The organism is Paucibacter sp. JuS9 (genome assembly GCF_044043925.2).
GTDB lineage: Bacteria > Pseudomonadota > Gammaproteobacteria > Burkholderiales > Burkholderiaceae_C > JAUASW01.
On record NZ_CP194172.1, the window covers coordinates 3,356,694 to 3,383,088 of the forward strand.

Genomic DNA, 26,395 nt, shown 5'->3' on the forward strand with positions numbered 1-26,395 from the left:
GCAAGCCGAGGCGGCTTGCTCAGCTGAGCCTGAGGCAGCTTGATCAGCCGCCGGGGCCGCGACGCTCGAGGTGGCGGAACGTGATCCGGCCCTTGCTCAGGTCGTAGGGCGAGAGTTCCAGCGAAACCCGGTCACCGGCCAAGATGCGGATGTGGTTCTTCTTCATCTTGCCGGCGCTGTAAGCGACCAGCTGATGACCGTTGTCCAGGGTCACGCGAAAACGCGTGTCCGGCAGGACTTCGTCAACCTTGCCCTGCATCTCGATCAGTTCTTCCTTGGCCATGCGATCTCCGTTGGCGCACCACTTTAGCCGGGTGCGAGGCAAAACAAAACCGCCACAACGGCAAGCGTCGCAGCGGTGAATGCAGCGAAGTTTAACAGAACCGGGTGTTTGCGCACCCGGCACTGGTTCACGGCCGACTCAGGCGCGTGCGGCGCTGGCGGCCTTCTTGGCCGCCGGCTTGCGCTTCTTGATCGCCAGATCACCCGCCTCGGCCTGCCAGGTTTTGCTTTCCTGGCGCTTGACCTTGGTGGCGGCGCGCTGGTAGGCCTCCTCGGCCTTCTGACGCATCTCGATCGCTTTCTGGAGCGCCTGCTGATAGCGCTCTATCGTGTAGGTGCTCTCGGAAGCGATGTAGACGCTCGAACGCCGCGGCGATTCGCCAAAACGCGGCAACAGGACGCTGAAGCTGCAATCGCGCACATTCGGGCGGCGCTCCCGCACGATAGGGCCGGAAATGCCCACCGGCAGGTCGTTGCCCTTGTTGGCATTGCGCTCAGGCTTGAGTCGCGTCGGTGCTGGCAGCTTGGCAATGCGCTTGCCCAACTCCGTATTGGCTGCCGCCAGGGCACCACCGGCTCCGCCTTCGAACTTGCTGTCCGAGTAGAACTTCGTGCCGCCGTAGCGAAGTTGCCAACCGTGGGTGGAGCGAGCGTCGATGCGCTGGATGCCTTGCGGCACCTTGAACTGCTCGCCGTTGTAGATCAGTACTTCTCTGAATTTCATCTATGAGTATCCCAAGACTGCTGGACCACTCCCCTGTGCTGCTAGTGTACGGTCCACAGGGCAAGGTTCGTGCACGGCAGTAACATGGGACAAACACGGCTTTTGTTCAGCCCGATATGACCTTGACCCCATCGACAGGTCTCGAAGCCGCCCTTGCCGAGCAGATCCTGCGGCGCCTGGGCAGTGTGATGCTGGTGCTGTTCGGTCCCGACGGGCGACTCGTTCATTGCAACGACCTGGCCGAGCAGCAGCTGGGGCGGGAGCTGCTGAACCTGCCCGATCTGCGCAGCGTGCTACCCGAAGGCATGAGCAGCCGGCTTGAAGCCATGCTGCAAGCCGAGCGGGACGTGCAGGACTGGCACAGCGAGCTGGTGCACAAGGGCCGGCGCACGCGCTGGTACTTTCAGCGCCTGGACGACTCCCGCGGCGTGGCGCACCTGCTGTGCTCCGGCGTCGATGTCAGCGCCGAGCGGCAGGCACAGAAGCAGGCGCAAGCGCAGAACGACGCCTTGCGCGAGTTGCTCAACCACGATGAGTTGACCGGCCTCCTGAGCCGCCATGCCCTGCGTGAGGAGCTGCTGGGCTGGGTGGCGCATGCCGAGACCTTTGGCCTGCTGTCGCTGAAGCTGGTGGATTTCGGCCTGTTGCGCGACAACTTCGGCCCGGAGGGCGCCGACCAGGTGCTGATCGAGACGGCTGCGGCGTTGCGCGCACTGCTGGCGCCTGGCCAGCTACTGGCCCGTGAAGGTGGCGACGAATTCAGCATCGCTGTGCCGACCGCCCATGGCGACAACAGCGAGCTGCAAAGGCTGGGTCGCAGCATCCTGAACCGCTTCAAGACGCCCCTGCAGCTGGCCAGCACCGAAGTCAATGCCTCCATCGCCATCGGCGCGGTCAGCTATCCCGCGCACGGCGCCTCGCTGGAAGAGCTCTTGCGCAATGCCTCGACCGCGCTGCACAGCGCGCTCGAGTCGCCGGGCAGCCACCTGACGGTCTATGAACCGCGCCTGCTGCTGCGCGCTCGTGAGCGCCTCTGGCTGGACCACCACCTGCGGCGCGCACTGGACCTGCATCAGCTGGAGTTGCACTACCAACCCAAGGTGGCACTCGCCGGCGAGGTGGCCACCAGCGTGGAGGCCCTGCTGCGCTGGCGCCATCCCAAGCGCGGCCTGATACGCCCCGACCTCTTCATTGCCCGGGCCGAGAAGAACGGGCAAATCGTGGCGATGGGCCGCTGGGTCATCGTCAATGCCGCGGCCCAGGCCGCGCAATGGCTGGCGCAAGGGCTGCGTGTGCGCATCGCCATCAACATCAGCGCCCGCCAGCTGTCGGACCCCGAGTTGCCGCGTTGGCTGGCCGAATGCCAGCGCATCGCCCACGGCCTGCTCGACGTGGAGCTGACCGAAAGCTGCGTGATCGAGGACGAAGGCCGCGCCGAAGGCTTCATGCAGGAATGCCGGTTGCTCGGCTGCCAGGTCTTCCTGGATGACTTCGGCACCGGCTTCTCATCGCTGGCCCAGTTGGCCCGCTTGCCGCTGGACTCGATCAAGCTGGACCGCTCCTTCATCAACACCGGCGGCGAGCGCGGCCAGGCCCTGATCCGCTCGCTGGTGACGGCAGCGCGCGAGCTGCAGCTCAAGGTGATTGCGGAGGGCGTGGAAACCGAAGTGCAGGCCAGGTGGCTGCTCGAAATGAAGGTCGATGAGGCACAGGGCTGGTTGTACGCGCCGGCCTTGCCGGCGCCCGAGTACCAGGCCTGGCTGGCGGCACACAACGCGAAGAAGGATTGAGGCCGGAGCCTGGCGGCGGGCTCAGGAGCAGAGGTCCAGCGGCCGAAGGGGCTGGAAGAGCCGCCTCAGGACCATGGGTCCAGCGGCGGAAAGGGCTGGAAGAGCCGCCTCAGGACCATGGGTCCAGCGGCGGAAAGGGCTGGAAGAGCCGCCTCAGGACCAGAGGTCCAGCGGCGGCTCGTGGCCAATCGCCCGCAGCAGGTCGCTTCTCGATATGAAGCCAATGGCGCGGCCGCTGTCATCGTCCACCACAGGCAAGCCAGGCAGGCGCATCTCATGCAGCACCTGCGAGACCTCACGGATCGGCGTTTCAGGGCTGACGCAGGGGATGGGCGCGGTCATGGCGCTGCTCACGGGCTGCTGCAGGCGCTCGCGCCAGTTGCCCCAGGCGGACAGGTCGGCGTGCGCCGGAGAGAGCTGTGGAAGATCGGCTCGAATCAGCAGGCCGACTGGGCGCTCCTGCTCGTCCAGCACTGGCGCCTGGGCCAGGCGAGCCTCGAGCAGCCTCTGCCAGGCTTCGGACAGCGTCAGCCCCAAGGGCAGGCTCAGCACGCGCGCAGTCATCAACTCGCGCACGCGAGTCAGCCGCTGGCGCTCGGGCTGGTTGGCCCGGGCGGCCTGCGCATAGGCTGCGGCCGCTGCGCGCGGCAGGGCCTCCGCGGGCGGCGCCGGATTCTGTTTTGCAGGCTGGCCCTGCGAGCCGACGCGGACGACCGCCGCATCGAGCTGAGCGCCCGCCACGGCCACCGTACCGCGCAAGCGGGCCACGGCGCGCACCGGCTCCAGCTCGCGCAGGCCGTCCAGGGCGCCGCTGTAGAGGCGGCCATTCAGTCCGAAAAGGGTGAACATCGGCCCATTGTGCAGCCGGCTGCGGCCAGGCGGCGCAGCGTCAGCCGCCGAAATGCAAGAGCCTGCTGGCCCAGGTGTAGCCCGCCTCGGAGGACATCAGCCCGATCAGCACCAGCAACACCAGGGGTGGCATCAGGATTGCGCAGACAAGCGCCATGCGTTCCCAGGCCATGTGCATGAAAACGGCAATGATCAGCCCCGCCTTCAGCGCCATGAAGGCCAGCACCAGGGTCCAGCGCAGGAGGCCCTGGAACTGGAAGTAGTCCACCATGTAGGAGAAGGCGCTGAGCACGAACAGCAGGATCCAGACCTTGAAGTAGAGGCCCAGCGGATGCGTTTGACCTGTTTCGGATGACATGGCTGCACTCCCTCACCAGAGATAGAACAGGGCAAAGATGAAAACCCAGACCAGGTCCACGAAGTGCCAGTACAGGCCGGCAATCTCGACGATCTGGTAGCCGCGCTTCTCGTAGTCGCCGCGCCGCACCTTGATGGCAACGATCAGCAGATAGATCACACCCAGCGACACATGCAGGCCGTGGAAGCCCGTGATCATGAAGAACACCGCGCCGAACTGAGCCGCGCCCATCGGGTTGCCCCAGGGGCGGATGCCTTCATCGACGATCAGCTTGGTCCACTCGAAAGCCTGCATGCCGACGAAGGTCGCCCCCAGGAGGCCGGTGGCCAGCATCAGCTTGAAGGTGGTGGCACGGTCGCGGCGATAGGCATGGTTGACCGCCAGTGCCATGGTGCCGCTGCTGGTGATCAGCACGAAGGTCATGATGGCGATGAGCAGCAGCGGCACGTCCGCGCCACCCACATGCAGCGAGAACACATGGCTGGAGTTGGGCCAGGGCACGGTCGTGGAGCTGCGCACCGTCATGTAGCCGGTCAGGAAGCAGCTGAAGACGAAGGTGTCGCTGAGCAGGAAGATCCACATCATGGCCTTGCCCCAGGAGACCTTGAAGGCCGCCCGGTCGCCCGACCAGTCCTGCACCAGGCCGCGCCAACCCGAGGGCACTGCCGAGCTGGAATGCGCATTGCTGCTCATCGCATGACTCCTTTCTTGTCTATCGCAGGCTGCCGCAGATGGCACGCACGACATCGGGCGTCATCCAGCCCAGCAGGCCGAACAGGATCACCCATACCAGCAACAGGAAATGCCAATAGCGCGCCAGCAGGGCGATACGCCAGGCCTGTGCCCCCTTGCGACTGGCCAGCAGCCAGCCGCCCAGGCCACCGATCACGTGCAGGCCATGCAAGGCCGTCAGCACATAGAGGAAGCTACCCGCTGGGTTGCCCACCGGCAGGACCTTGCGGCTGGCCAGCTCCTGCCAGCCCCAGAGCTGGCTGATGACGAAGAGGCCGGCGCAGACAGCGCCCCATCGAAGCAGGCTGCCGGCGAGGCCGCGCCGGCGCGCCAGCTCCAACGCCGCGCTGCCGGCCACCAGCAAGGCCGTCGAGGCCCAGAACTGCCAGGGCATGGCGAGCGGATAGCCCTCGAGGCCGTCGAGCCTCATCACATAGGCCGCAATGAATAGTGTGAACAGCGAGCAGGCCACGGCGATGAAGAACCACAGCGCGATGCTGGCGGCCGAGCCGGGATCCGGGCGACCGCGCACCGGCACCTGCATGGCCACGCTACCGGCGCTCATGCCGCCGCTCCCCGCGGCTGCGTGCCGCCATGCTCATCGGGCTCCTGCCCGCCTTCCGAGGCCGGCGCGGTCTGGGTGACGAAATCTTCCTTGGTGCCCGGCACGTTGTAGGCATAGGCCCAGCGGTGCACCACCGGCAGGCGCGGGCCCCAGTTGCCATGTCTGGGCGGCGTGTCCGGCGTCAGCCATTCCAGCGATGCTGCACGCCAGGGATTGGGCTCGGCCTTGCGGCCGCGGAAGGCGCTCCAGACCAGGTTCCAGACGAACACCAGTTGCACCGCCCCGACGATGAAGACCACGATGCTGATGAAGGCGTTCAACTGATGCGCCGAGACCGGGATGAAGGCGTAGTCGTCGAAGTTGTAATAGCGCCGCGGCATGCCCAGCAGGCCCAGGTAGTGCATCGGGAAATAGATCAGGTAGGTGCCGATGAAGGTCACCCAGAAATGGAACAGGCCCAGCCGGTCGTCCAGCATGCGGCCGCTGATCTTGGGGTACCAGTGATAGATCGCGCCGAACACCACCAGGAGCGGCGCCACGCCCATGACCATGTGGAAGTGGGCGACGACGAAATAGGTGCCCGAGAGCGGAATGTCCACCGACACATTGCCCAGGAAGAGCCCCGTCAGGCCGCCGATGATGAAGGTGGAGATGAAGGCCAGCGCGAACAGCATCGGCACCGTCAGGTGGATGTCGCCCCGCCAGAGCGTCAGCAGCCAGTTGTAGACCTTGATGGCCGTGGGCACCGCGATGATCAGCGTGCTGGTCGCGAAGAAGAAGCCGAAGTACGGATTCATGCCACTGACGAACATGTGGTGGGCCCACACGACAAAGCTCAAGCCCCCGATGGCCACGATGGCCCAGACCATCTGGCGGTAGCCGAAGATGCATTTGCGCGCGTGCACGCTGATCAGGTCGGACACCAGACCGAAGGCCGGCAGCGCGACGATGTAGACCTCGGGATGGCCGAAGAACCAGAACAGATGCTGGAACAGCAGCGGCGTGCCGCCCTTGTAGGCCGTGACCTGGCCCAGGCTTACCAGCGCGGGCATGAAGAAGCTGGTGCCAAGCGTCTTGTCCAGCAGCATCATCACGGCAGACACGAAAAGCGCCGGGAAAGCCAGCAGCGCCAGGATGGTGGCGATGAAGATGCCCCAGACCGACAGCGGCATGCGCAGGAGGGTCATGCCTTCGCAGCGGGCCTGCAGCACCGTGGTGACGTAGTTCAGGCCGCCCATGGTGGCCGCGACGATGAAGATCGCCAGCGACACCAGCATCAGGATGATGCCCCAGTCGTGCCCCGGCGTACCGGGCAGGATGGCCTGCGGCGGATAGAGCGTCCAGCCCGCGCCGGTGGGCCCGCCGGGCACGAAGAAGCTGGCCAGCAGCACGATCACCGACAGCAGGTAGACCCAGAAGCTGAGCATGTTGAGGTAGGGGAACACCATGTCCCGCGCCCCGACCATCAACGGGATCAGGTAGTTGCCGAAGCCGCCCAGGAACAGTGCCGTCAGCAGATACACCACCATGATCATCCCGTGCATGGTGACGAACTGGTAGTAGCGCTCCGCGGTGATGAAGTCGAACGCGCCGGGAAAGCCCAGCTGCAAGCGCATCAGGTTGGACAAGAGCAGTCCGATCAGGCCGACGAAGATGGCCACGCTGCCGTACTGGATGGCGATCACCTTGTGGTCCTGGCTCCAGACGTACTTGGTCCAGAAGCGCTTCGGCTCGTGGTGTTCGTCGTCGTGATCGTGGTCGGGCGCGTCATGGGACATGGCGGGCGTCTCCTGTATGCGTACTCTTGCGGCTGAGCGTCTTGCTTCTACTTGGCCAGCGATTCGATATAGGCGACCAGCGCGGCCAGTTCGGCCTCGCTCAACTCGGACTTGGGCATGACCGGCGGGAAGCCCTTGACCACGCGCGCCTGCGGCTCCTTGATCTCGTGGATCAGGAAGGCCTGATCCACCTTGGCCTGGCTGCCGTCGGCAAAGGCCTCGGTCTTGCCGAACAAGCCCTTCCAGCTCGGGCCCACACTCGCGCTGCCATCCACCGAATGGCAGGCCACGCAGGCCTTGCTCTTGGCCAGCGCCATGCCCAGCGCCACCGGGCTCGCAGCATCGCCGGCGGCGGCCTGGGCAGGTGCTGAGCGGCTGGGCTGCGCCTTGACCCAGGCTTCGAAGGCTGGCGCCGGCTCCACCACGACGGCTCCCCGCATATTGGCGTGCCCGACGCCGCACAGCTGGGCACACATCGCCTCATAGCGGCCGGCCTTGGTCGGCGTGAACCAGAAGCTGCTGATCTGGCCCGGCACCATGTTCATGCGGGCGCGGAACTGCGGCACGTAGAAGTCGTGCAGCACGTCGATCGAGCGCAGCAGCATCTTGATCGGCCGGTCTTGCGGCAGGCGCAGCTCGTTGCTTTCGATCAGCGGGTCGTCGTTGCCGTTGGCATCGTCCGGATCAAGGCCGAAGGCATTGCTGGGCGAGATGAAACGTGCATCGCTGCGGCCCAGCTTGCCGTCAGGCCCTGGGAAGCGGTAGCGCCATTGCCACTGGTTGCCCAGCACTTCCACTTCCATGGCATGGCTGGGTGGCCGCACGTAGTCGGCATAGACCGAGAGGCCCGGCGCCAGCAGCGCGGCGATGAAGACGGCAGTGACGATGGTCAGCCAGCGCTCCAGCTTGTGGTTGGTCGGCTGATAGGCCGCGCCCTGCACCTTGCCGCGCCGGAAGCGCAGCACCGTGTAGGCCAGGATGCCATTGAGCACGACGAAGAAGATGCCGGTGATCACGAAGGTGATCGTCAGCGTCTGGTCCATATCCCGCCAGTTCGAAGCCAGCGGCAGCGCGTGCCAGGGCGCGATGAAGTGGAACAGCAGCGAGCCCACCACCATCACGAGCAGGACAATCACCATCAGCATGGTCAGCCTCCTAGGAAGGCAGCAACGGCGCCGAGGAGGCGCCGCCGCGGGAGATCATGGTCAGCCTGCGACCCTGCCGCGCTGAGCCAGCTTCCAGTAGGTCAGGGCGGCCGTCATGCCGAAGACCATGTGCCCGATCAGCGTGGCCCAGCCGCGCAGTTCGGTGATCCAGGGGAAGACATGGCTCCAGCCATGCATGCTGATGACGTAGACGCCGATGCCGAACATCGCGCCTATGGTCTCGATCATCGGCACGCTGGATTCATAGTGGAAGCCGGCGACGATGAAGGCAAGACAAAGGGCGAACACCACGCCCAGTGCATAGTGGGTGACCAGGGCCACCGCCACGACGCCCATGTTGAAGGCGTTATCTTGCAGGGCGCTCGGGCCCAGCACGATGGCAGAAATCAGGTGCGAACTGCGCCAGGTGTCTCCGCTGGACATGATGGAGGACCAGATCAGATCCATCACCATCAGCACGGCGCCAGCCACCAGGCCCGACACGATGGCTGCCGGCCAATCCGGCGCACGACGTTCCCACTGATGCGGGTGCATTTCGAGTTCCATGAACACCTCCCTCTCTGGAGCGGTAGAACGGACAAGGAAACTGAACTGCGGTGGACCCGATGCGGCTGCACTTGTCTCTTGATGCAACTCAAGGCCCAGGGCGTGCCCGACTTATACGCCCGGGCCTCGGGGCCCGCAAGCGGGCATGCCTGCACAGACAAAACCTGGCCCCTGCAAAGGTGCGCGCCCAAGCACCGGCGATCAGCGCAACACCTGACCCCAGCGGGAAGGCACTTAGCCCGGCACGGGCATCGCCGTCTCGTACTTGACCTCGCGCAGCACCACGTTGCTGCGCACGCTGGCCACGCCGGGCACCTTGAAGATCTTGGCCTGCAGGAACTGGTCGTAGGCCTTCATGTCGGGCGCCACCACCTTGACCACGTAGTCGGCCTCGCCGGTGATGGCCTGGCATTCGATGATCTCCGGGCTGGTGCGGACCATGGCCTCGAAGGCCTCGGTCGCGCCCTCGCTGTGCCGCACCAGGCTGACATTGGCCAGCACGCAGATCGACAGGCCGAGCTTCTCCCGGTCCACCAGCGCGACGTGACGGCGTATCACCCCGTTCTCCTCCAGCTCCTTGATGCGCCGCCAGACCGGTGTGGCCGACAGGCCCACCTGCTCGGCCAGCGCCTGCGTGCTCTGCCGGCTGTCCTGCTGGAGGGCTTCGAGGATCTGTCGGGTCGCTCGGTCGAAAGATTCCATCTCAAAACTCGCTTATGGTGAGTTGATTATTCTCCACCAAGCACTCAAGCCGAGTCAGAGAGCAAATTTTCACCGGCAGAACTGGAGAAAAATCCTCGCTCCCGGCATTGCCGAGCCCAGCACCCCAGACCCATGACCTCCACCGCCCTGCGTGACTACAAGCTCGCCGACAACCTGGCTGCCAGCACCGGCGCCGTTTTCCTCACCGGCACGCAGGCGCTGGTACGCCTGCTGCTGGCACAGAAGGCGGTGGACGAGCGAGCCGGCCTGAAGACGGCCGGCTTTGTGTCGGGCTATCGGGGCTCGCCGCTGGGCATGGTCGACCAGCAGCTCTGGAAGGCGAAGAAGTTCCTCGACGCCGCCCAGGTCAACTTCCTGCCCGCCATCAACGAAGACCTGGCCGCCACCGCCTGCCTGGGCGTGCAGCGCGTGGCGCTGGATCCCAAGCGTACCGTCGATGGCGTGTTCGCCATGTGGTACGGCAAGGGCCCGGGCGTGGATCGTTCGGGCGATGCGCTGAAGCACGGCAACGTCTATGGCACGGCAAAGCAGGGCGGCGTGCTGGTGGTCTGTGGCGACGACCACGGCTGCGTGTCCTCCTCGACCCCGCATCAGAGCGACCTGGCGCTGCAAGCCTGGTCAATGCCCCTGGTGCATCCGGCCAATGTGGCCGAGTACCTCGAGTTCGGCCTGTATGGCTGGGCGCTCTCCCGCTTCTCGGGCACCTGGGTCGGCTTCAAGGCGATCTCGGAAGTGGTCGAGTCCGGCATGACGGTGGACCTTGACAACGTGCCCATGGACTTCGAGCTGCCGGTGGACTACCAGGCGCCGACCGACCTGCACATCCGCAGCGTCGACCTGCCTTCGCTGGAGCTCGAATCTCGCCTGGCGCACAAGATCGACGCGGTGCTCGCCTTTGCCAAGCTCAACAGCATCGACAAGCACATCGTGATGAGCCCGCGCGCCACGCTCGGGATCGTCACCGTCGGCAAGGCGCACTACGACTTCATGGAAGTGCTGCGCCGCCTGGACCTGGACCCCAATGCGCTGGCAGCGGCCGGCGTGCGCGTCTACAAGGTCGGCCTCGTCTTCCCGCTGGAGCCGACCCGCATGCGCGAGTTCGCCCAGGGCCTCACCGACATGCTGGTGATCGAGGAGAAGGCGCCAGTCGTGGAGCGCCAGATCAAGGAATTGCTGTACCACCTGCCGGATGCCCAGCGCCCGCGCGTGATCGGCAAGACCGACGAGACCGGCGCCGCCGTGCTCTCGTCGCTTGGCGAGCTGCGCCCTTCGCGCATCATGAACACGGTGGCCGACTGGCTGGCACGGCTCAACCCGGCGCTGGATCGCCGCCACCTGGTGGTGGACTTCCTCACGCCCTGCCTCTTGAGCAACGAGGCCGACGGCGTGCGCCGCCAGCCCTACTTCTGCTCGGGCTGCCCGCACAACACGTCCACCAAATTGCCAGAAGGCTCGCGCGCACTGGCCGGCATCGGCTGCCATTTCATGGCGAGCTGGATGGAGCGTGGCACCTCGGGCCTGATCCAGATGGGCGCCGAGGGTGTGGACTGGGCAGCGCACAGCCGCTTCACCACCGAGAAGCATGTGTTCCAGAACCTGGGCGACGGCACCTACTACCACTCGGGCTATCTGGCCATCCGTCAGGCCATCGCGGCCAGGGCCAACATCACCTACAAGATCCTCTACAACGACGCGGTGGCCATGACCGGCGGCCAGCCGGTTGACGGCCAGACCAGCGTGCCGCAGATCGCACGCCAGGTCGAGGCCGAGGGCGTGAAGCGCCTGGTCGTGGTGTCTGACGACATCGGCAAGTACGACGATCACAAGAACCTGTTCCCGGCCGGCACCACCTTCCACGACCGCTCAGAGTTGGACGCGGTGCAGCGCGAGCTGCGCGAGATCGAGGGCGTGACCGTCCTGATCTACGACCAGACCTGTGCTGCCGAGAAGCGCCGTCGTCGCAAGAAAAAAGAGTTCTACGACCCGCCCAAGCGCATCTTCATCAACGAGCAGGTCTGCGAAGGCTGCGGCGACTGCGGCCAGGCCTCCAACTGCCTGAGCGTGGTGCCGGTCGAAACCGATTTCGGACGCAAGCGCGCCATCGAACAGAGCTCGTGCAACAAGGACTTCAGCTGCGTGAACGGCTTCTGCCCGAGCTTTGTCTCGGTGCATGGCGCGCAGCTGAAGAAGAAGGTCGGCGGCGGCTACACGGCCGAGGACCTGGCGCGCGAGCTGGCTGCCATCCAGGCACCTCGTGCCTGGGACTGGACCGGGCCGTTCGACTTGCTGGTCACCGGCGTTGGCGGCACCGGCGTGGTGACCGTCGGCGCGCTGGTGTCGATGGCCGCCCACCTGGAAGGCAAGCAGGCCTCGGTGCTGGACTTCATGGGCTTCGCGCAGAAGGGCGGCTCGGTGCTCTCCTTCGTGCGCCTGGCCCCGACGCAGGACTTGCTGAACCAGGTCCGCATCGACACCCAGCAGGCCGATGTGCTGCTGGCCTGCGACATGGTGGTCGGCGCCTCGCCCGATGCCCTGGGCACGGTCAAGCCCGGCCGCACGGTCATCCTCGCCAACACCCACGAGCTGCCGACGGCCGCCTTTGTGCGCAACCCCGACGCCAGCCTGCAGTCCGACTCGCTGCTGGCCAAGATGCTGCATGCCGTGGGTGGTCAGGCCGGCCTCCTGTCCACCATCGATGCGCAAGGCATCGCCCAGCAACTGATGGGTGACACCATGCCCAGCAACATCATCATGCTGGGCGCCTGCTGGCAGGCCGGCCTGATCCCCTTGAGCGAAGCGGCGCTGATGCGCGCCATCGAGCTGAACGGCGTGGCCATCGAAGGCAACAAGACCGCTTTCGCCCTGGGCCGGCTGGCCTTGGCCGCGCCGGAAGCGATCCGCCGCCTGGCTGGCGAGGCCAGCGCGCAGAAGGTGCAATTGCTGCTGGGCCAGGACAAGCTCGACGGCCCGGACGGCCTCATCGCCCGCCGAATGCGCCACCTGAGCGCCTACCAAGACGAAGCCTATGCCCAGCGCTACCTGACGCTCGTCACCAAGATGCGGGCGGCCGAGGCGCAACTCGGCGAAGCCGGCAAAGCCGAACGACTGAGCAAGGCCGTGGCCCGCTACCTGGCCAAGCTGATGGCGATCAAGGACGAATACGAAGTCGCCCGCCTCTACACCGATGGCCAGTTCGAAGCGGCGATGAAATCGCAGTTCGAGAACTGGGCCTCGCTGTCCTTCCACATGGCGCCACCGCTGCTCTCGCGCCCCGGCGCCGACGGCCGGGCCAGGAAGATCGAGCTGGGCAGCTGGACGTTCAGCGCCTTCAAGCTGCTCGCCCGGATGAAGGGCTTGCGCGGCGGCCTGCTGGACGTGTTCGGCAAGACCGAGGAGCGCCGCATGGAACGCCAGCTGCTGGCCGACTATGAAGTCCTGGTCGAGGAGCTGAGCCAGCAGCTCACGGCCGAGAAGCTCGAGCTCGCCCTGCAACTGGCCCGCCTCCCGGAAAAGATCCGTGGCTACGGCCATGTGAAACTGGCCAACCTGGTCACCGCCCGGGCGCAATGGAAGGACCTGCTGGACCGCCTCCACGGCCGCGCCGCTGAGGCGCCGGTGGCCGTGGTGGCAATGCCGCAAAGGGTGAAGGGCGTCGCGGAGTTATGACCCAGCGCTGAATGGTGATCGCACAAATCGTGTGAAGCCATGCAAAGACGCTGGACAGGGCGGCCCGGCGCTTGGCATCCTTCGCGGATGCGCTTGACCCCTGCTTTCACCCGCCGTGCCGCCCTTCTTGCTGTCGCCAGCAGCGCCGCACTGCTGGCCGCCTGTGCCAGCCTGACGCCACAGCTTGATGCGCCCGCCCAACTGCGTGCCGCCAACCGTATCGGTTGGGGCGCCAACCAGGCCCAGCTGGACCAGATCGCCAGGCTCGGCTGGGGCGACTATGTGGAACAACAGCTGCGCGCCGACGCCAATGCGCCCCTGCCCACGTTTGCGCAGGACCAGATCGCCGCGCAGGACATCAGCAGGAAGCCGCTGATGCAGCGCGTGCAGGAGGTGGAGACGCTGCGCAAGAACCAGGACAAGCCGCCCACCGAGCCCGAGCGCGTCGCCGCCCGCCAGGCCTACCAGAACGCCCTGAACAAGGGCACGCGCGAAGCCACTCACCGCCAACTGCTGCGCGCGCTGTATTCCGAGCAGCAATTGCTGGAGCACATCAGCGCCTTCTGGTTCAACCATTTCAGCGTCCACCAGTACAAGCGCGAGATCCGCGTGCTGGTGTCGGACTACGAGGACCGCGCGCTGCGCCCAAATGCCCTGGGCTCCTTCCGCCAGATGCTGGGCGCCGTGGCCCGCCACCCGGCCATGCTGCGCTACCTGGACAACGACCAGAACGGCATTCCCAAGGTCAACGAGAACTACGCCCGCGAGCTCCTGGAGCTGCACACACTGGGCGTGGACGGCGGCTACAGCCAGCGCGACGTCACCGAGGTGGCCCGCGTGCTGACCGGCTTCAGCGTGCGCCTGGAACCCGAGAACCCGAAGCTGCCACCCAAGTTCGACGGCCAGTACCGCCGCGACGGCCTGTTCGAGTTCAACCCGGCCCGCCATGACTTCGGCGACAAGCAGGTGCTCGGCCAGATCATCAAGGGCCGTGGCGCCGACGAGCTGGACCAGGTGCTGGACCTGCTGGTGGCGCATCCCTCCACGGCGCGCTTCGTCAGCCGCAAGCTGGCGCAGTACTTCCTGGCCGACCAGCCGCCGGCCGAAATCGTTGATCGCATGGCCGTCGCGTTCCAGAAGAGCAATGGCGACATCAAGGCCACCTTGCGGCCCCTGCTCTATTCGAGCGAGTTCGCCAACGCGCCGCCAGCCAAGTTCAAGGACCCGCAGCATTACCTGCTGTCCAGCCTGCGCGCCGGCTTCGAGGGCCAGGCGATGCTGAACAGCCAGCCGCTGGCCGGCTGGTTGCGCCGGCTGGGCCAAGGCCTCTACGACCGTCAGACGCCCGACGGCTACCCGCCCATGGCGGCGGCCTGGAACAGTGCCGGCCAGATGAGCGTGCGCTTCGAGATCGCCCGCCAGATCGGCGGCGGCGTGCCCGCCCTGTTCAAGGGTGAAGCCGCCGATGCGCCCAAGCCAGCGCCCGCGCCCTACAAGCTCGATGCGCCGCCCCTGCGGCCGCGCCTCGAAGCGAGCCTCGGCCCGGCCACGCGCAGCGCCCTGGCGCAAGCCGATTCGCCGCAGCTGTGGCTCGCCCTCCTGCTGTCCAGCCCTGAATTCATGGTGCGATGAGTATGCAAAGACGTCACTTGATCCAAGCCGGCCTGGCCAGCATTGCCCTGCCCGGCGCGCAGCTCTTTGCGGCCGGCGCCGACCGCCCGCGCTTCCTGCTGGTCTTTCTGCGCGGCGGCTACGACGCCGCCAATCTGCTGGTGCCCACTGGCAGCTCCTTTTATTACGAGTCTCGGCCCAAGATCGCCATCGCCAAGCCGGGCAGCGAACCCAATGCCGAAGCCGCGCTGGCTGTCAACGCCGACTGGGGCCTGCATCCTGCGCTGCGTGAAAGCCTCTATCCGCTCTTGCAAGCTGGCCAAGCCACCTTCATCCCCTTCGCCGGCACCGACGACCTGACCCGCAGCCACTTCGAGACGCAGGACAGCATCGAGCTCGGCCAGAACCTGAGCGGCCAGCGCGACTTCCAGAGCGGTTTCATGAACCGGCTGGCGACGGAAATCGGCGCCCGCGGCGCGATCTCCTTCACTGACCAGTTGCCGATCGCCTTCCGCGGCAGCGCCAAGATCGGCAACGCAGCGCTGCGCGACAACGCCAAGCTGGCGGTCGATGCCAAGACCCGCAAGCTGCTCTCCGGCATGTACCAGGAGCAGCCGCTCTCGGCCCAGGTCGAGGAAGGCTTTGCCCTGCGCGAAGAGCTGGTGCGCGAGCTCTCGCCCGAGAAGATGAAGATGGAAATGGACGCGGCCGGCCGCAACGCCATCAATGCCAAGGGCTTCGAGCTGGAAGCCCGCCGCATCGGCAAGCTGATGCGCGGCCGCTTCAGCCTCGGCTTCATCGACGTGGGCGGCTGGGACACGCACGTCGGCCAGGGCGGTGCCACCGGCACGCTGGCCACGCGCTTCGAGGAACTGGGCCGTGGCCTCGCAGCCATCAGCAGCGAACTGGGCCCCGAGCTGTGGAAGCAGACCACCGTGATGGTGATCAGCGAATTCGGCCGCACCTTCCGCGAGAACGGCAACCGCGGCACCGATCACGGCCATGGCAGCTGCTACTGGCTGCTAGGCGGCGGCCTGGCCAGCAAGGGCGGCGTGGCAGGCGAGCAAGTCGCGCTCACCGCCAAGACCCTGCATCAGGGACGCGACTATCCGGTGCTGAACGAGTACCGCAGCGTGCTGGGCGGCCTGTGGAGGCGCCAGTTCGGCCTGTCGGATGATGCGCTGGGCCGCGTGTTCCCGGGCGCGCAGATCCAGGACCTGGGCCTGGTCTGAAGGCTCACGCAGCCAGCGCCGAAGCGGCCAACCGTCGCGACAACTCGCTGCCGCGCGCCAGCAGAAAGGCCTGCAAGCGCTCGGCATAGTCCGGCCGCGCGGCCTGCATGACGGACGGCCGCCACCGCAGGGCCTCGCGCCAGTCGCGAAGCCGGGGCAGCCCGGCCCACCAGCCGAAGTCCTCGATGCGGTCAAAGACCTCGAAGTAGCGGAGCACCGGGCCGAACACGGCATCGACCATGCTGAACTGCGAGCCCGAGAAGTACGGGCCATCGCCCAGCGCCGCTTCCAGCTGCTCGAAGCGTTGTCGCAGTTCGGCTGCTCTTGCAGCCAACGAAGCCGCATCGGCCGCGTTGTAGAAGCCGGCGATGTTGTTCAGCATCGCCGAGCCGAACTCCATCCAGCTGCGATGACGAGCGCGCTGCAGCGGATCGGCCGGATGCAGGGCGGGCAACAAGGTCTCGTCCAGGTACTCGCAGATCACGGTCGATTCGAAGATGGCCTGCTCGCCGACCAGCAGCACCGGCGTCTTGCCCAGCGGCGAGACCGCCAGGAACCAGCCCGGCTTGCGGGCCAGATCGATGTCGCGGCGCTCGAAGGCCTGGCCCTTCTCGTGCAGCACGATGGCGGCGCGCTGCACATAGGGGCACAGCTCGTGAGAGACCAGGACAGGCTTGGCACTCATGGCATGCGCCTTCATGCGGCCGAGAAGCGCGGCACCAGGAAGCTGCTGCGCCTGATCGCGGCAGCGCCATCGCCCAGCAGCCACAAGGCCACCGAGCTGATGCTCAGGAACAGCGGATATTCCCAGCCGCCGCCCGGGCTGGTGTGTACCCAGCCATTGGGCAGATGCACCCAGGCCGCGCCCAGCATGATGGGCAGCAAGGCGAGCGCCACCTGGCGCGCATAGATGCCCAGAGCTATGGCCAGGCCGCCCAGCAGCTCGGCGACGAAGACCGGGTAAGCGATCCAGCCCGGAAGCCCGATGCTGGCGAAGAAGCCCGCCGTGCCTGGCAGCGTGAAGACAAAGAGCTTCAGGAGCGCATGGGCCATCCACATCACACCCAGGCTGACGCGCAGGAGGCTGATGCCAAGATCGGTGGAGGTGGTGTTGGTGGTGCTTGTCGGATTCATGGTGGGATCCAGGCGTTGAAAGTGCGGCAAATCTAGGGCTTCCGGACTGCAATGAAAATAAGCGATTGAACAAACTAGGATTGCAGCCATGCAATACAAGCTCAGCGCCGTCGACTTGGAACTGACCCTGGCCCTGGGCCGCGCCGGCACCTTGGCTGCGGCCGGTGAGCGACTGGGCATCGATGCCTCGACCGTGTTCCGCTCGGTGCAGCGCATCGAGCGCGGCCTGGGACAGACGCTGTTCAGTCGCTCACGGGCCGGCTATCAGCTCACCGAGCTGGGCCGCTTGCTGGTGGAGCAGGCCGAGCAGGTCGAGGCCGCGCTGGAGCAGGCGCGTGCCGCTACCGAGGCCTTGCCGACTCAGGTTTCGGGCATGGTGCGCATCACCACGACCGACACCCTCCTGCATGGCCTGGTGGCGCCCGCGTTGCAAGCCTTGAAGGGCGTCCATCCCCTGCTCAACTACGAGCTGCACACCGGCAACGAGCTGGCCAGCCTGAGCCGGCGCGATGCCGACATCGCGGTGCGCGCCACCAAGCGCCCGCCCCAGCATCTGGTGGGGCGACATCTGGGGCCGGTGCGGGTCGCGCTGTTCACCGCGAAGAAGGCCAGGGGCGGCTTGCGCAGCTATGCCGAGGTCGAGGCCGGCGGCGCCGACTGGATCGCACCCGACGAGGCCTTGCCCGAGCATCCGTCGGTACTTTGGCGCAAGCGCTACTTTCCCAAGCAGCACCCGCGCTACAAGGTCAGCAGCATCCTGTCGGTGATGGAGCTGGTCGCGCTGGGGCTCGGGGTTGGCGTGATCCCGCTGTTCCTCGCCCAGGGCCGGACGGACCTGTTGCAACTGACCGAGGCCATCGACGAGTGCCAGACCGAGCTGTGGCTGCTGACGCACAGCGAGTCACGGCACCTGCGCCGTGTCTCGACGGTGTATGGGCATCTGGCGGAGAGCATCGCCCTGCCCTAAGGCAAGGCGATGCTCGCTTCGAACGATCAAGCCAGCAGACTGTCCGCCGCCACGTACTCGTAACCCAGGTCTCGCGCCACCGCCTCGTAGGTCACCTTGCCGGCCGCCACGTTCAGTCCGGCCTTCAGGTGCGGGTTGTCGCGCAGCGCCTGCCTCCAACCCTTGTTGGCCAGCGCCACGGCATGACCGATGGTGGCGTTGTTGAGCGCGAAGGTCGAGGTGCGGGCCACGGCGCCCGGCATGTTGGCCACGCAGTAGTGGATGACGCCATCGACGACGAAGGTCGGGTCGGCATGCGTGGTGGCATGCGAGGTCTCGAAGCAGCCGCCCTGGTCGATCGCCACGTCCACGATGACCGAGCCCTTCTTCATCCGGCTGACCATGTCGCGCGTCACGAGCTTGGGTGCCGCAGCGCCCGGGATCAGCACGCCGCCGATCACCAGCTCTGCCGACAGTACCGCCTCTTCCAGCGCCTGCGCATTCGAATAGGCCGTGGTGATGCGGTTGCCGAAGACCAGGTCCAGCTGGCGCAGGCGGTCCACGCTCTTGTCGAGCACGGTCACGCGGGCGCCCATGCCCACGGCCATCTGCAGGGCATGCGTGCCGACGACGCCCGCGCCGATCACGACCACATGGGCGGGCGCCACACCAGGCACGCCGCCGAGCAGCACACCCATGCCGCCCTTGCTCTTCTCCAGATGGGCCGCACCCGCCTGGATGGACATGCGGCCCGCCACCTCGCTCATCGGCGCCAGCAAGGGCAAGCCACCGCCAGGGCCGGTGATGGTTTCGTAGGCGATGCAGATCGCGCCACTCTTCACCAGGGCTGCCGTCTGCTCGGGATCCGGCGCCAGGTGCAGATAGGTGTAGAGGATCTGGCCTTCGCGCAGCATTGCGCATTCCTGCGGCTGCGGCTCCTTGACCTTGACGATCATCTCGGCCTGCGCGAACACGCTGGCCGCATCGCCGATGATCTGCGCGCCAGCGGCCTTGTATTCATCGTCGGACAGGCCGATGGCTGCGCCAGCGCCGGCTTGCACCAGCAGTTGATGGCCATTGGCCACCAGCTCGCGGACGCTGGCCGGCGTCAGGCCGACACGGTACTCGTGGTTCTTGATTTCCTTGGGAACGCCGATGCGCATGTTTTGTCTCCGTTGTATTGTTTTCGGAGACAGCGTTGTACGACTGCGCCAGCGCGGTGCAAAGCTGCAGCAATCGAACTACAGCGCCATTAGCAGCGCTAATTCTTGGTTCACCCAGTCGACCGCCGCGCCTACTGCGCCGGCTTCTTCTCCACCGGCGGCAGCGGATGGAAGGCCACCGGGCTTTGCGAGGACAACCAGACCGCCGTGGCCCAGACGGCCACGTTCTGGCGCAGCTTGGCCGGGTCGATCTTGTCCAGCGTGTCGTTGGCGGTGTGGTGGTAGTCGAAGTAGTCGGTGCCGTCCTGGCTGAAGGACAGGATGGGCAGGTTGGCGACGCGCTGGATCGTGCCGGTGTCAGCACCGGTGCGAGCCTCGTTGTTGCCGGCCTCGACGCCCAGCGGCTTCAACTGCTCGGCAATCACCATGGCCACGCCCAGCGCCTCGGGGCGCACGCGGGTCTGGAAGCGGTAGATGTTGCCGGCGCCGAAGTCGCTCTCGGCCACCAGTTGGTGCTTCTGGTGCTTGTAGGTCTCGGAATAGGCGCGGCCGCCGTCCAGGCCGTTTTCCTCGTTGGCGAACATCACCACGCGGATGGTGCGGCGCGGCTTCACGCCGGTGTCCAGGATCAGCTTGGCCGCAGCCGCGGTGATGGCCACGCCGGCACCGTCGTCAATGGCGCCCTGGCCCAGGTCCCAGCTGTCCAGGTGGCCGCCGATGGTGATGATCTCGTCGGCCAGGTCGGTGCCAGGAATCTCGGCGATCACGTTGTGCGAGACCGCGTCGATGCCCAGCTCGTTCTGCATGGCCAGATGCATCTTCACCGGCTTGCCGTAGCGCTGCAGGCGGGCGATGGTGTCGGCATCGGGCACCGAGACGGCAAAGGCCGGTATGGCAGGCACGCCTTCGGCATAGCGGGTGGCGCCGGTGTGGGCCAGGCGGTCGTGGTCAGTGCCGACCGAGCGGATGGCGAAGGCCAGCGCGCCGCGCTTGCCGGCCTCGGCCGGCCCCTGCGTGCGGGCGGTGGACGACGGGCCGTAGCCGCGGCCGTCCTTGAAGCGCTCGGTCTTCTGGTCGACGAAGACGATGCGGCCGCGAGCCTTGTCGCTGGTGTCGGCCTTCAGTGCCGCGAAGTCGGGGTAGTAGGCCACTTCGGCATTGATGCCCTCCTTGGGTGCAGCCACACTGCCGCCCAGGGCGGTCATGACGAGCGGCTGGGCAAACGGGGCAGTGATGTGGGCGTGGGCCTCGCCGCGCCTCCAGGCCTTCAAGGGCACCGCTTCGGCGCGCACCACCGGAAAGCCGAGCGACTTCAGCTTGGCCACGGCCCAGTCGACCGCCTTCTTGTCGTTCTCCGAACCGGCCGGGCGGGCGCCGACTTCGGTGACCAGCGAATCGACCAGCTCATAGGCCAGGTTGCTGCTCTGGCCGGCCTCGCGCAGCTTGGCGGCCACGGCCAGGTCGGCATCGCTGAAGGACTGGGCGCTCGAGCCCGTGGCAACGCCTGCAAAACAAAGGGCCACAGCAAGTGCGGCCCGGCGGATCTTGAACATGTGCTGACCTCCCGGTGAATGGAGGCCAGCATAGCGAGCGAATGCGCGAAGCGCCTCGGGGCCATCCCCCGGAGGCGCTACTGCACTTGCGTTATTCGCCCCAGACGATCTTCTTGCGCATGCCCACCCAGCGCTCGTAGCTGCTGGCATACACATCTTCGATGCGGTTGCGCTTGACCTTGAAGGTGGGCGTGATGAAGCCGTTGTCCACGGTCCAGGGCGTGCTCACCAGCACCAGGCAGTCGAGCTGCTCATGCGGGTCGAGCTTTTCGTTGATGGTCGCAAGGTGCGCCGTCAGGTCGGCTTCGATCTTGGCGCGGCCCTCGGCCGTCTTCGCCAGCTCCACCGCGTCCGGCGAGAGCATCACGATGCCCAGCGGCTGGCCGAGGTTGGCACCGGTGACAGTGCAGGCCTCGATGTCCGGGTGCATGCCCAGGCGGTCTTCGATCGGCGCGGGCGCAACGTACTTGCCCTTGCTGGTCTTGAACAGGTCCTTGACCCGGCCGGTGATGCGCAGGCAACCTGCGCCATCGATGGCCGCCTTGTCGCCCGTGCGCAGCCAGCCGTCCTCGGTGAAGGCTTCCTTGGTGATGCCGGCTTCCTTGTAGTAGCCGAGCATCACGGCCGGGCTGCGCATCTGCAGCTCGCCGCTCACGGGGTCGATGCGCGTCTGCACGCCTTCGTAGGCCGTGCCCACGGTGCCGCGCTGGTTCTTGCCCGGCAGCGTGATGTGCGAGACCGCGAGGTTTTCGGTCATGCCGTAGCCCTCGTTGATCGGGATGCCCAGGCCGGCATACCACTCGAGCAGGGCAAGCGGCATCGGCGCCGCACCACCGGCGCAGAAGCGCGCCTGGTCCAGGCCCAGGGCCTTCTGGATCTTGCGGCGGACGATGCCGCCCAGGATCGGAATGCGCAGCAGCTTCTGCAGCTTGGCCGGCGGCATCTTGTGATGAATGCCTTGCTGAAACTTGACCCACAGCCGCGGCACCGAGAAGAACACGGTGGGCCTGGCGCGCTGCAGGTCGGCCGCGAAGGTGTCCAGCGATTCGGCGAAATAGACGCGGAAGCCCACGGCCAGCCAGCCGTGCTCCACCAGCATGCGCTCGACCACATGGGCCAGCGGCAGGTAGGACAGCAGGCGGTCTTGCGCCGTCAGGTCGAAGCGGCGCTGGCCGGTCTGGATCGCCCAGGCAAAGGCAGCGAAGGAATGCATCACGCCCTTGGGCGCGCCGGTGGTGCCCGAGGTGTAGATCAGGGTGCAGAGATCGTCGGCCTTGCGCACCGGCTCACCCTTCAGGGGCTGGGTGCGGGCGCAGATGGCGTCCCAGCTTTCATAGTTGGCCTTGGCATCATCCGGCGACAGCGCGTAGGAGATGCAGGGCAGGCCGGCCGGCACGCCGGGCTTCATGCCTTCCCAGCCATCGAGCTTGCCGACGAAGAGAGCCTTGGCTTCGCTGTGGTCCAGGATCTGGCGGATGGTCTCGGGTGCCAGCGTCGGGTACAGCGGCACCGAGACGTAGCCGGCCATCCAGATCGCCAGGTCGCTCATCAGCCACCAGGCGCAGTTCTTCGAGAGGATGGCCACCTTGGAACCGGGCTCCCAGCCCTGGCTCTGAAGGTAGGCGGCCATGCGGCGCACGCCATCGGCCACCTGGGCCCAGGTGAAGTCGCGAACCGTACCGTCGCCCATGGGCTGGGTCAGGACCACATGGTTGGCAGCTTCCTGCTCCCAGTGGTAGAGGCGTTGCAGCGCGAGCGTGTCGGCGGCTATCGTGGGCATAAGACTTGTCTCCTGTGTACTTCTGACTCTTGTCGAGGCACAGGCTACCCAGGGAACCCGGCATCGCCTACCGGGTTTGTGCTGGGCTTAGAGTCAGGACTCCAATGCCGCCTGCAATTGTGCCAAGGCAGAGGCAGCGTCGCCGAGCACCTCGACGGGCGCTTCCGCCAAGGCTGCCGCGCCTTCTGTCTTCAAACGAGACACCCATTGGCCCGCCTCCCGGCCGCCGGCAAACGCCTGGCTTTGCAGGAGGGTCGTGCCGTCGGCGGCCACCAGCTTGAAGTAGAACTGGCCGTCGCCCTCGCGGTATTGCTTGAACAGGGGCAAGGCGGCCTTGGCGGATTTCTCGACCTTGGTCGATGGGGCGATGGCCGTGAACGGCGTCAGGCCCACGGCCGCGCGGGCTTGTGCGAGCAAGGGAGCGGCAAGGGCACGGGCCTTGGCGGCGCCGCGCTGCAGGATCTCCTCGATGCGCTCCGGGTGGGCCATCAGCTCTTCATACTGCGCACGCATGCCGCCGATCTGGCCATCGATCAGATCGAACAACTGCTTCTTGGCATCGCCCCAGCCGAGGCCTTCGCGCAGCGCCGTGCGGAAAGCGGCGCGCTGCTCCTTGCTGGCGAAGGCGTCATAGAGCTGGACCAGGGCCTGGCCTTCCGGGTCCTTGGGCTCGCCGGGCAGCTTGGAATCGGTCACGACGCGGGCAATCGCATCGCGCAGGCCCTGGGCGCCGCCGTCGAACAAGGGGATGACGTTGTCATAGCTCTTGCTCATCTTGCGGCCGTCCAGGCCCGGGAGCAGTTCCATCTCCGCATCGACCTGAGCGTCCGGCAGCACGAACATGTCGGTGCCGCGGCCGAACAGGTGGTTGAAGCGCTGTGCCACGTCGCGTGCCATCTCGATGTGCTGGACCTGGTCCTTGCCGACCGGCACGCGGTGAGCGTTGAAGATCAGGATGTCGGCGGCCATCAGGATGGGGTAGCTGAACAGGCCCATGGTGATGCCGGCGTCCGGTTCTTCGCCGGCAGCCACATTCGCGTCAATTGCTCCCTTGTAGGCATGGGCGCGGTTCATCTGGCCCTTGGAAGTGACGCAGGTCAAGAGCCAGGTCAGCTCGGGAATCTCGGGAATGTCGCTCTGGCGGTAGAAGGTGACGCGCTCGGGGTCCAGGCCGGCGGCCAGCCAGATGGCGGCGATTTCCAGGCGCGAGCGGGCGATGCGGGCCGGGTCATCGCACTTGATCAGGGCGTGATAGTCGGCCATGAAGAAGAAGCTCTCGACGCCGGGCTCGCGACTGGCCTCGATGGCAGGCCGGATCGCGCCGACATAGTTGCCGAGGTGCAGGGTGCCGGTGGTCGTGATGCCGGTCAGGACGCGCTGGGTCATGGTGGTTCGCTTGGGAATCTGTTGCCTGTGGTGCCGAACCTGCATTGTCGCTCTCCCCGCAATACGGGACGCCAGACCCAAAAAAGACGGGCTAGCATGCAGCCATCTACGGCACCCCGGGGACCACGCCGCAACCATGACCGCCCTGATGCTTGTCAGCGCCTGCCTGAACATCATGCTCGGCGGAGCACTTCTGCTGCTCTGGGCACAGGAGAGGCATCAGGACCATGTGCGCGACTGGGGCTGGAGCTGGATGCTGCTGGGCATCGGCCTGACGCTCGGGCCCATCATGCAGGACTGGCTGGCGCCCGGCCCCCTGCGCGACCTGCAGGCCCTGATGGCCGCCGCCTCGCTGATGGCCTCGCAAGGCTTCCAGACCGTCGGTGCGCTGCGCTATCGCGGGCGACGCTTCTCCAAGTCCTTCACCTTCGGGCTGTTCGTTCTCAGCGTCGCGCTGATTGCCACGCTGGGCATGCATGACATGCGCGCCGCCTTGATTGCCGGTGCGGCCGTATTGAGTCTGATGTGCCTGGTCAGCGGCTGGCTGATCTGGCAGGGCGGCCATCGCTTCGAGCGCTGGGTCGCCATGGGCTTCGGCGCGCTGGCGGCCGTCCATGCGAGCGGTCCGGTGCTGGATGAACACGCCCGCTCCGTCCTCACCTACTCGCTCGGCATCCTGGTGCAGACCACGCTGTGCCTGGGCCTGATCCTGCTCTCGGTGCGTCGGGCGCATGCCCTGGCGCGCCAGCAGGGTGAACGCTTCACACGGCTGGCCGAGTTTTCCTTGCAAGGCCTGGTGGTGATGCGCAACCATCGCCTGCTCTATGCGAACCCGGCCGCGCTGGCCATCTTTGGCGCCACGGAAATGCCCAGCGAAGACGTGGACCTCATCGAACTCGCCGTGCCGCCGGAGCAGCATGACGCCGCCCGCATGCGCCATGCCCGCGTGCTGGCCGACCGCAATGCCCATATCGAGTGGGAGAGCCACCGCCTCGCCCGCGACGGCGGCGCCGTGCACCTGCAGTGCCTGTCCAGCCAGGTGGAATGGGATGGCACAGCGGCCGAGCTGATCGTGATGATCAACGACAGCTCGCGCTACGAAGCCGCCGAGGCGCTGCGCCGCCAGGCCTTGCATGACGAACTGACCGAGCTGCCGAACCGCAACCATGCGGTGGCGCGGCTGCAGGCACTGTGCCGGCCGGGCGCCCCGCCCTTCACCCTGCTATCGGCCGACCTGGACCGCTTCCAGCTGGTCAACGAAACCCTGGGCCACGAGGCCGGCGACGCGCTTCTGCGCGCCATCGCCCGGCGCCTGTCACGCCAGCTGCCGCCGAACGCGGAGCTGGCGCGGCTGGGCGAAGACCAGTTCGTCATCATCGGCGCCGACGTGGGCGACACCATCGCCGCGCAGGCGCTGGCCGAACAGCTGCTGGGCATGCTGGCCACGCCCTTCTCGGTGGCCGGTGCCGAGCTGTTCGTGCATCTGTCGATAGGCGTGGCGCTGTTCCCGCAGGATGGCCGCGATGCCGCCACCCTCTTGCGCGCGGCCGACTCGGCCATGCACCGCGCCAAGGCCACGGCAGGCGCGTCCTGGCTGTTCTTCGACGCGACGATGAAGCAGGCCGCGCAGGCCCGGCTGGAGGTCGAGCAGGCCCTGGGGCGTGCCTTGGCGGCTGGCGAGTTCCTGCTGGAGTACCAGCCCAAGTTCTCGGCCGGTACCCGCCAGCTCTGCGGCTTTGAAGCGCTGGTGCGCTGGGAGAGGCCAGACCGCGGCCGGGTCAGCCCGGTCGAGTTCATACCGGCGGCGGAGCGCACCGGCCAGATCAAGGCGCTGGGCGGGCTGATCATCGCCATGGCCTGCACCCAGCTGCGCGAGTGGGAGCAGACGCTGGGCGGCGCCTTGCCGGTGGCCGTCAATGTCTCGCCCCTGCAGTTCGAAGACCCGCTGTTTGCCGAGCGCCTGCTCGAGCAGCTGCGTGCGCATGAATTGCCGCCAGGCCGCTTCGAGATCGAGATCACCGAGACGGCAGCCATCGGCCATGTCGAGCGAGTGCTGCCGCAGTTGGCGCAGTTGCGGCAGGCCGGCGTGCCGATTGCACTGGACGACTTCGGCACCGGGCAGAGTTCCCTGACCATGCTGCGCCAGTTGCCCATCGCAGCCATGAAGCTGGACCGCAGCCTGATCACGCCGCTGCCAGCCAGCGACGCCGCCGCCATCGTGCAGGCGGCCTGCGTGCTGGGCCGCTCCCTGAAGCTGGAAATCGTGGCCGAGGGCGTCGAGACCCCAGCCCAGGCCACATCCGCGGAAGCTCTTGGGTGCACGCAGCTGCAGGGCTACCTGCTCGGCCGCCCTTTGCCGGCGGCGATCGCCACGCAGTTGCTTGAACAGGCGCTGCGCAAGGCGCCCTGAC

General features: G+C 66.6%; 22 protein-coding genes. 6 read left to right on the forward strand and 16 right to left on the reverse strand.

Annotated elements, in window-relative coordinates:
- Nucleotides 1–43: 43 nt before the first annotated feature.
- Entirely contained in the window at nucleotides 44–283 is a 240-nt protein-coding gene (gene infA / locus ABT392_RS14985) for a translation initiation factor IF-1 (RefSeq protein ID WP_282824125.1), read from the reverse strand.
- A 138-nt stretch (nucleotides 284–421) separates the two neighbouring features.
- A complete protein-coding gene (locus tag ABT392_RS14990; RefSeq protein WP_334278154.1) occupies nucleotides 422–1,006 on the reverse strand; it encodes a hypothetical protein in 585 nt (194 codons plus the stop codon).
- Nucleotides 1,007–1,122: 116 nt separating this feature from the next.
- On the opposite strand from ABT392_RS14990, the gene ABT392_RS14995 reads away from it, so the two are divergent.
- On the forward strand, nucleotides 1,123–2,796 hold the full coding sequence (locus ABT392_RS14995) for an EAL domain-containing protein (protein ID WP_464970808.1): 1,674 nt from the start codon (nucleotides 1,123–1,125) through the stop codon (nucleotides 2,794–2,796).
- Nucleotides 2,797–2,949: 153 nt separating this feature from the next.
- Here ABT392_RS14995 and ABT392_RS15000 read toward each other — a convergent pair whose 3' ends face one another.
- The 8 genes from ABT392_RS15000 to ABT392_RS15035 all read right to left on the reverse strand — a co-directional run bounded on the left by ABT392_RS15000 (nucleotide 2,950) and on the right by ABT392_RS15035 (nucleotide 9,492).
- Nucleotides 2,950–3,645, reverse strand: coding sequence for a CBS domain-containing protein (locus ABT392_RS15000; protein WP_395385430.1), 696 nt, complete (start codon nucleotides 3,643–3,645; stop codon nucleotides 2,950–2,952).
- 40 nt (nucleotides 3,646–3,685) lie between these two features.
- Nucleotides 3,686–4,003, reverse strand: coding sequence for a cytochrome C oxidase subunit IV family protein (locus tag ABT392_RS15005; RefSeq protein ID WP_334278157.1), 318 nt, complete (start codon nucleotides 4,001–4,003; stop codon nucleotides 3,686–3,688).
- A 12-nt stretch (nucleotides 4,004–4,015) separates the two neighbouring features.
- On the reverse strand, nucleotides 4,016–4,696 hold the full coding sequence (locus ABT392_RS15010; protein ID WP_395385429.1) for a heme-copper oxidase subunit III family protein: 681 nt from the start codon (nucleotides 4,694–4,696) through the stop codon (nucleotides 4,016–4,018).
- A 19-nt stretch (nucleotides 4,697–4,715) separates the two neighbouring features.
- Nucleotides 4,716–5,300 carry a cytochrome c oxidase subunit 3 gene (locus tag ABT392_RS15015; protein WP_334278159.1) on the reverse strand — a complete coding sequence of 195 codons (585 nt, stop codon included), beginning with the start codon at nucleotides 5,298–5,300 and terminating at the stop codon, nucleotides 4,716–4,718.
- Complete coding sequence (locus ABT392_RS15020; protein WP_395385428.1) at nucleotides 5,297–7,078, reverse strand: cytochrome c oxidase subunit I; 1,782 nt, start codon at nucleotides 7,076–7,078, stop codon at nucleotides 5,297–5,299. Before ABT392_RS15020 ends, ABT392_RS15015 begins: the two co-directional genes overlap by 4 nt.
- Nucleotides 7,079–7,125: 47 nt before the next feature.
- A complete protein-coding gene (locus ABT392_RS15025) occupies nucleotides 7,126–8,223 on the reverse strand; it encodes a c-type cytochrome (protein WP_395385427.1) in 1,098 nt (365 codons plus the stop codon).
- A 60-nt stretch (nucleotides 8,224–8,283) separates the two neighbouring features.
- Nucleotides 8,284–8,790: a hypothetical protein gene (locus ABT392_RS15030; RefSeq protein WP_334278162.1), complete on the reverse strand. Its 507-nt coding sequence runs from the start codon at nucleotides 8,788–8,790 to the stop codon at nucleotides 8,284–8,286.
- Nucleotides 8,791–9,024: 234 nt separating this feature from the next.
- Nucleotides 9,025–9,492 (reverse strand): Lrp/AsnC family transcriptional regulator, encoded by a 468-nt coding sequence (locus ABT392_RS15035; protein ID WP_334278163.1) that lies wholly within the window; start codon nucleotides 9,490–9,492, stop codon nucleotides 9,025–9,027.
- A gap of 132 nt (nucleotides 9,493–9,624) precedes the next feature.
- Here ABT392_RS15035 and ABT392_RS15040 point away from each other — a divergent pair, with 132 nt between their 5' ends.
- From ABT392_RS15040 to ABT392_RS15050, 3 genes are all read left to right on the forward strand, one after another.
- The gene (locus ABT392_RS15040; protein WP_395385426.1) at nucleotides 9,625–13,179 is read left to right on the forward strand and encodes an indolepyruvate ferredoxin oxidoreductase family protein; all 3,555 of its coding nucleotides are present in this window, start codon (nucleotides 9,625–9,627) and stop codon (nucleotides 13,177–13,179) included.
- 87 nt (nucleotides 13,180–13,266) lie between these two features.
- A complete protein-coding gene (locus tag ABT392_RS15045) occupies nucleotides 13,267–14,811 on the forward strand; it encodes a DUF1800 domain-containing protein (RefSeq protein WP_464970809.1) in 1,545 nt (514 codons plus the stop codon).
- A 2-nt stretch (nucleotides 14,812–14,813) separates the two neighbouring features.
- Complete coding sequence (locus ABT392_RS15050; protein ID WP_334278166.1) at nucleotides 14,814–16,022, forward strand: DUF1501 domain-containing protein; 1,209 nt, start codon at nucleotides 14,814–14,816, stop codon at nucleotides 16,020–16,022.
- Nucleotides 16,023–16,026: 4 nt separating this feature from the next.
- Here the strand turns inward: ABT392_RS15050 and ABT392_RS15055 are convergent, their stop codons facing one another.
- Nucleotides 16,027–16,707 carry a glutathione S-transferase family protein gene (locus ABT392_RS15055; RefSeq protein WP_395385424.1) on the reverse strand — a complete coding sequence of 227 codons (681 nt, stop codon included), beginning with the start codon at nucleotides 16,705–16,707 and terminating at the stop codon, nucleotides 16,027–16,029.
- 11 nt (nucleotides 16,708–16,718) lie between these two features.
- Nucleotides 16,719–17,156, reverse strand: coding sequence for a DoxX family protein (locus tag ABT392_RS15060; protein ID WP_395385423.1), 438 nt, complete (start codon nucleotides 17,154–17,156; stop codon nucleotides 16,719–16,721).
- 88 nt (nucleotides 17,157–17,244) lie between these two features.
- Between ABT392_RS15060 and ABT392_RS15065 the strand changes: the two genes are divergently transcribed.
- Nucleotides 17,245–18,123, forward strand: coding sequence for a LysR family transcriptional regulator (locus ABT392_RS15065; RefSeq protein WP_395385422.1), 879 nt, complete (start codon nucleotides 17,245–17,247; stop codon nucleotides 18,121–18,123).
- A 26-nt stretch (nucleotides 18,124–18,149) separates the two neighbouring features.
- Here the strand turns inward: ABT392_RS15065 and ald are convergent, their stop codons facing one another.
- The 4 genes from ald to ABT392_RS15085 all read right to left on the reverse strand — a co-directional run bounded on the left by ald (nucleotide 18,150) and on the right by ABT392_RS15085 (nucleotide 23,984).
- Nucleotides 18,150–19,265, reverse strand: coding sequence for an alanine dehydrogenase (gene ald, locus ABT392_RS15070; RefSeq protein WP_395385421.1), 1,116 nt, complete (start codon nucleotides 19,263–19,265; stop codon nucleotides 18,150–18,152).
- Nucleotides 19,266–19,396: 131 nt separating this feature from the next.
- Nucleotides 19,397–20,818 carry a M20/M25/M40 family metallo-hydrolase gene (locus tag ABT392_RS15075; protein WP_334278171.1) on the reverse strand — a complete coding sequence of 474 codons (1,422 nt, stop codon included), beginning with the start codon at nucleotides 20,816–20,818 and terminating at the stop codon, nucleotides 19,397–19,399.
- A gap of 91 nt (nucleotides 20,819–20,909) precedes the next feature.
- On the reverse strand, nucleotides 20,910–22,598 hold the full coding sequence (locus ABT392_RS15080; protein WP_395385420.1) for an AMP-binding protein: 1,689 nt from the start codon (nucleotides 22,596–22,598) through the stop codon (nucleotides 20,910–20,912).
- A 93-nt stretch (nucleotides 22,599–22,691) separates the two neighbouring features.
- Nucleotides 22,692–23,984, reverse strand: coding sequence for a tryptophan--tRNA ligase (locus ABT392_RS15085; protein WP_395385419.1), 1,293 nt, complete (start codon nucleotides 23,982–23,984; stop codon nucleotides 22,692–22,694).
- A gap of 136 nt (nucleotides 23,985–24,120) precedes the next feature.
- Here ABT392_RS15085 and ABT392_RS15090 point away from each other — a divergent pair, with 136 nt between their 5' ends.
- On the forward strand, nucleotides 24,121–26,394 hold the full coding sequence (locus tag ABT392_RS15090; RefSeq protein WP_395385418.1) for a putative bifunctional diguanylate cyclase/phosphodiesterase: 2,274 nt from the start codon (nucleotides 24,121–24,123) through the stop codon (nucleotides 26,392–26,394).
- The last annotated feature ends 1 nt before the right edge of the window (nucleotide 26,395 follow it).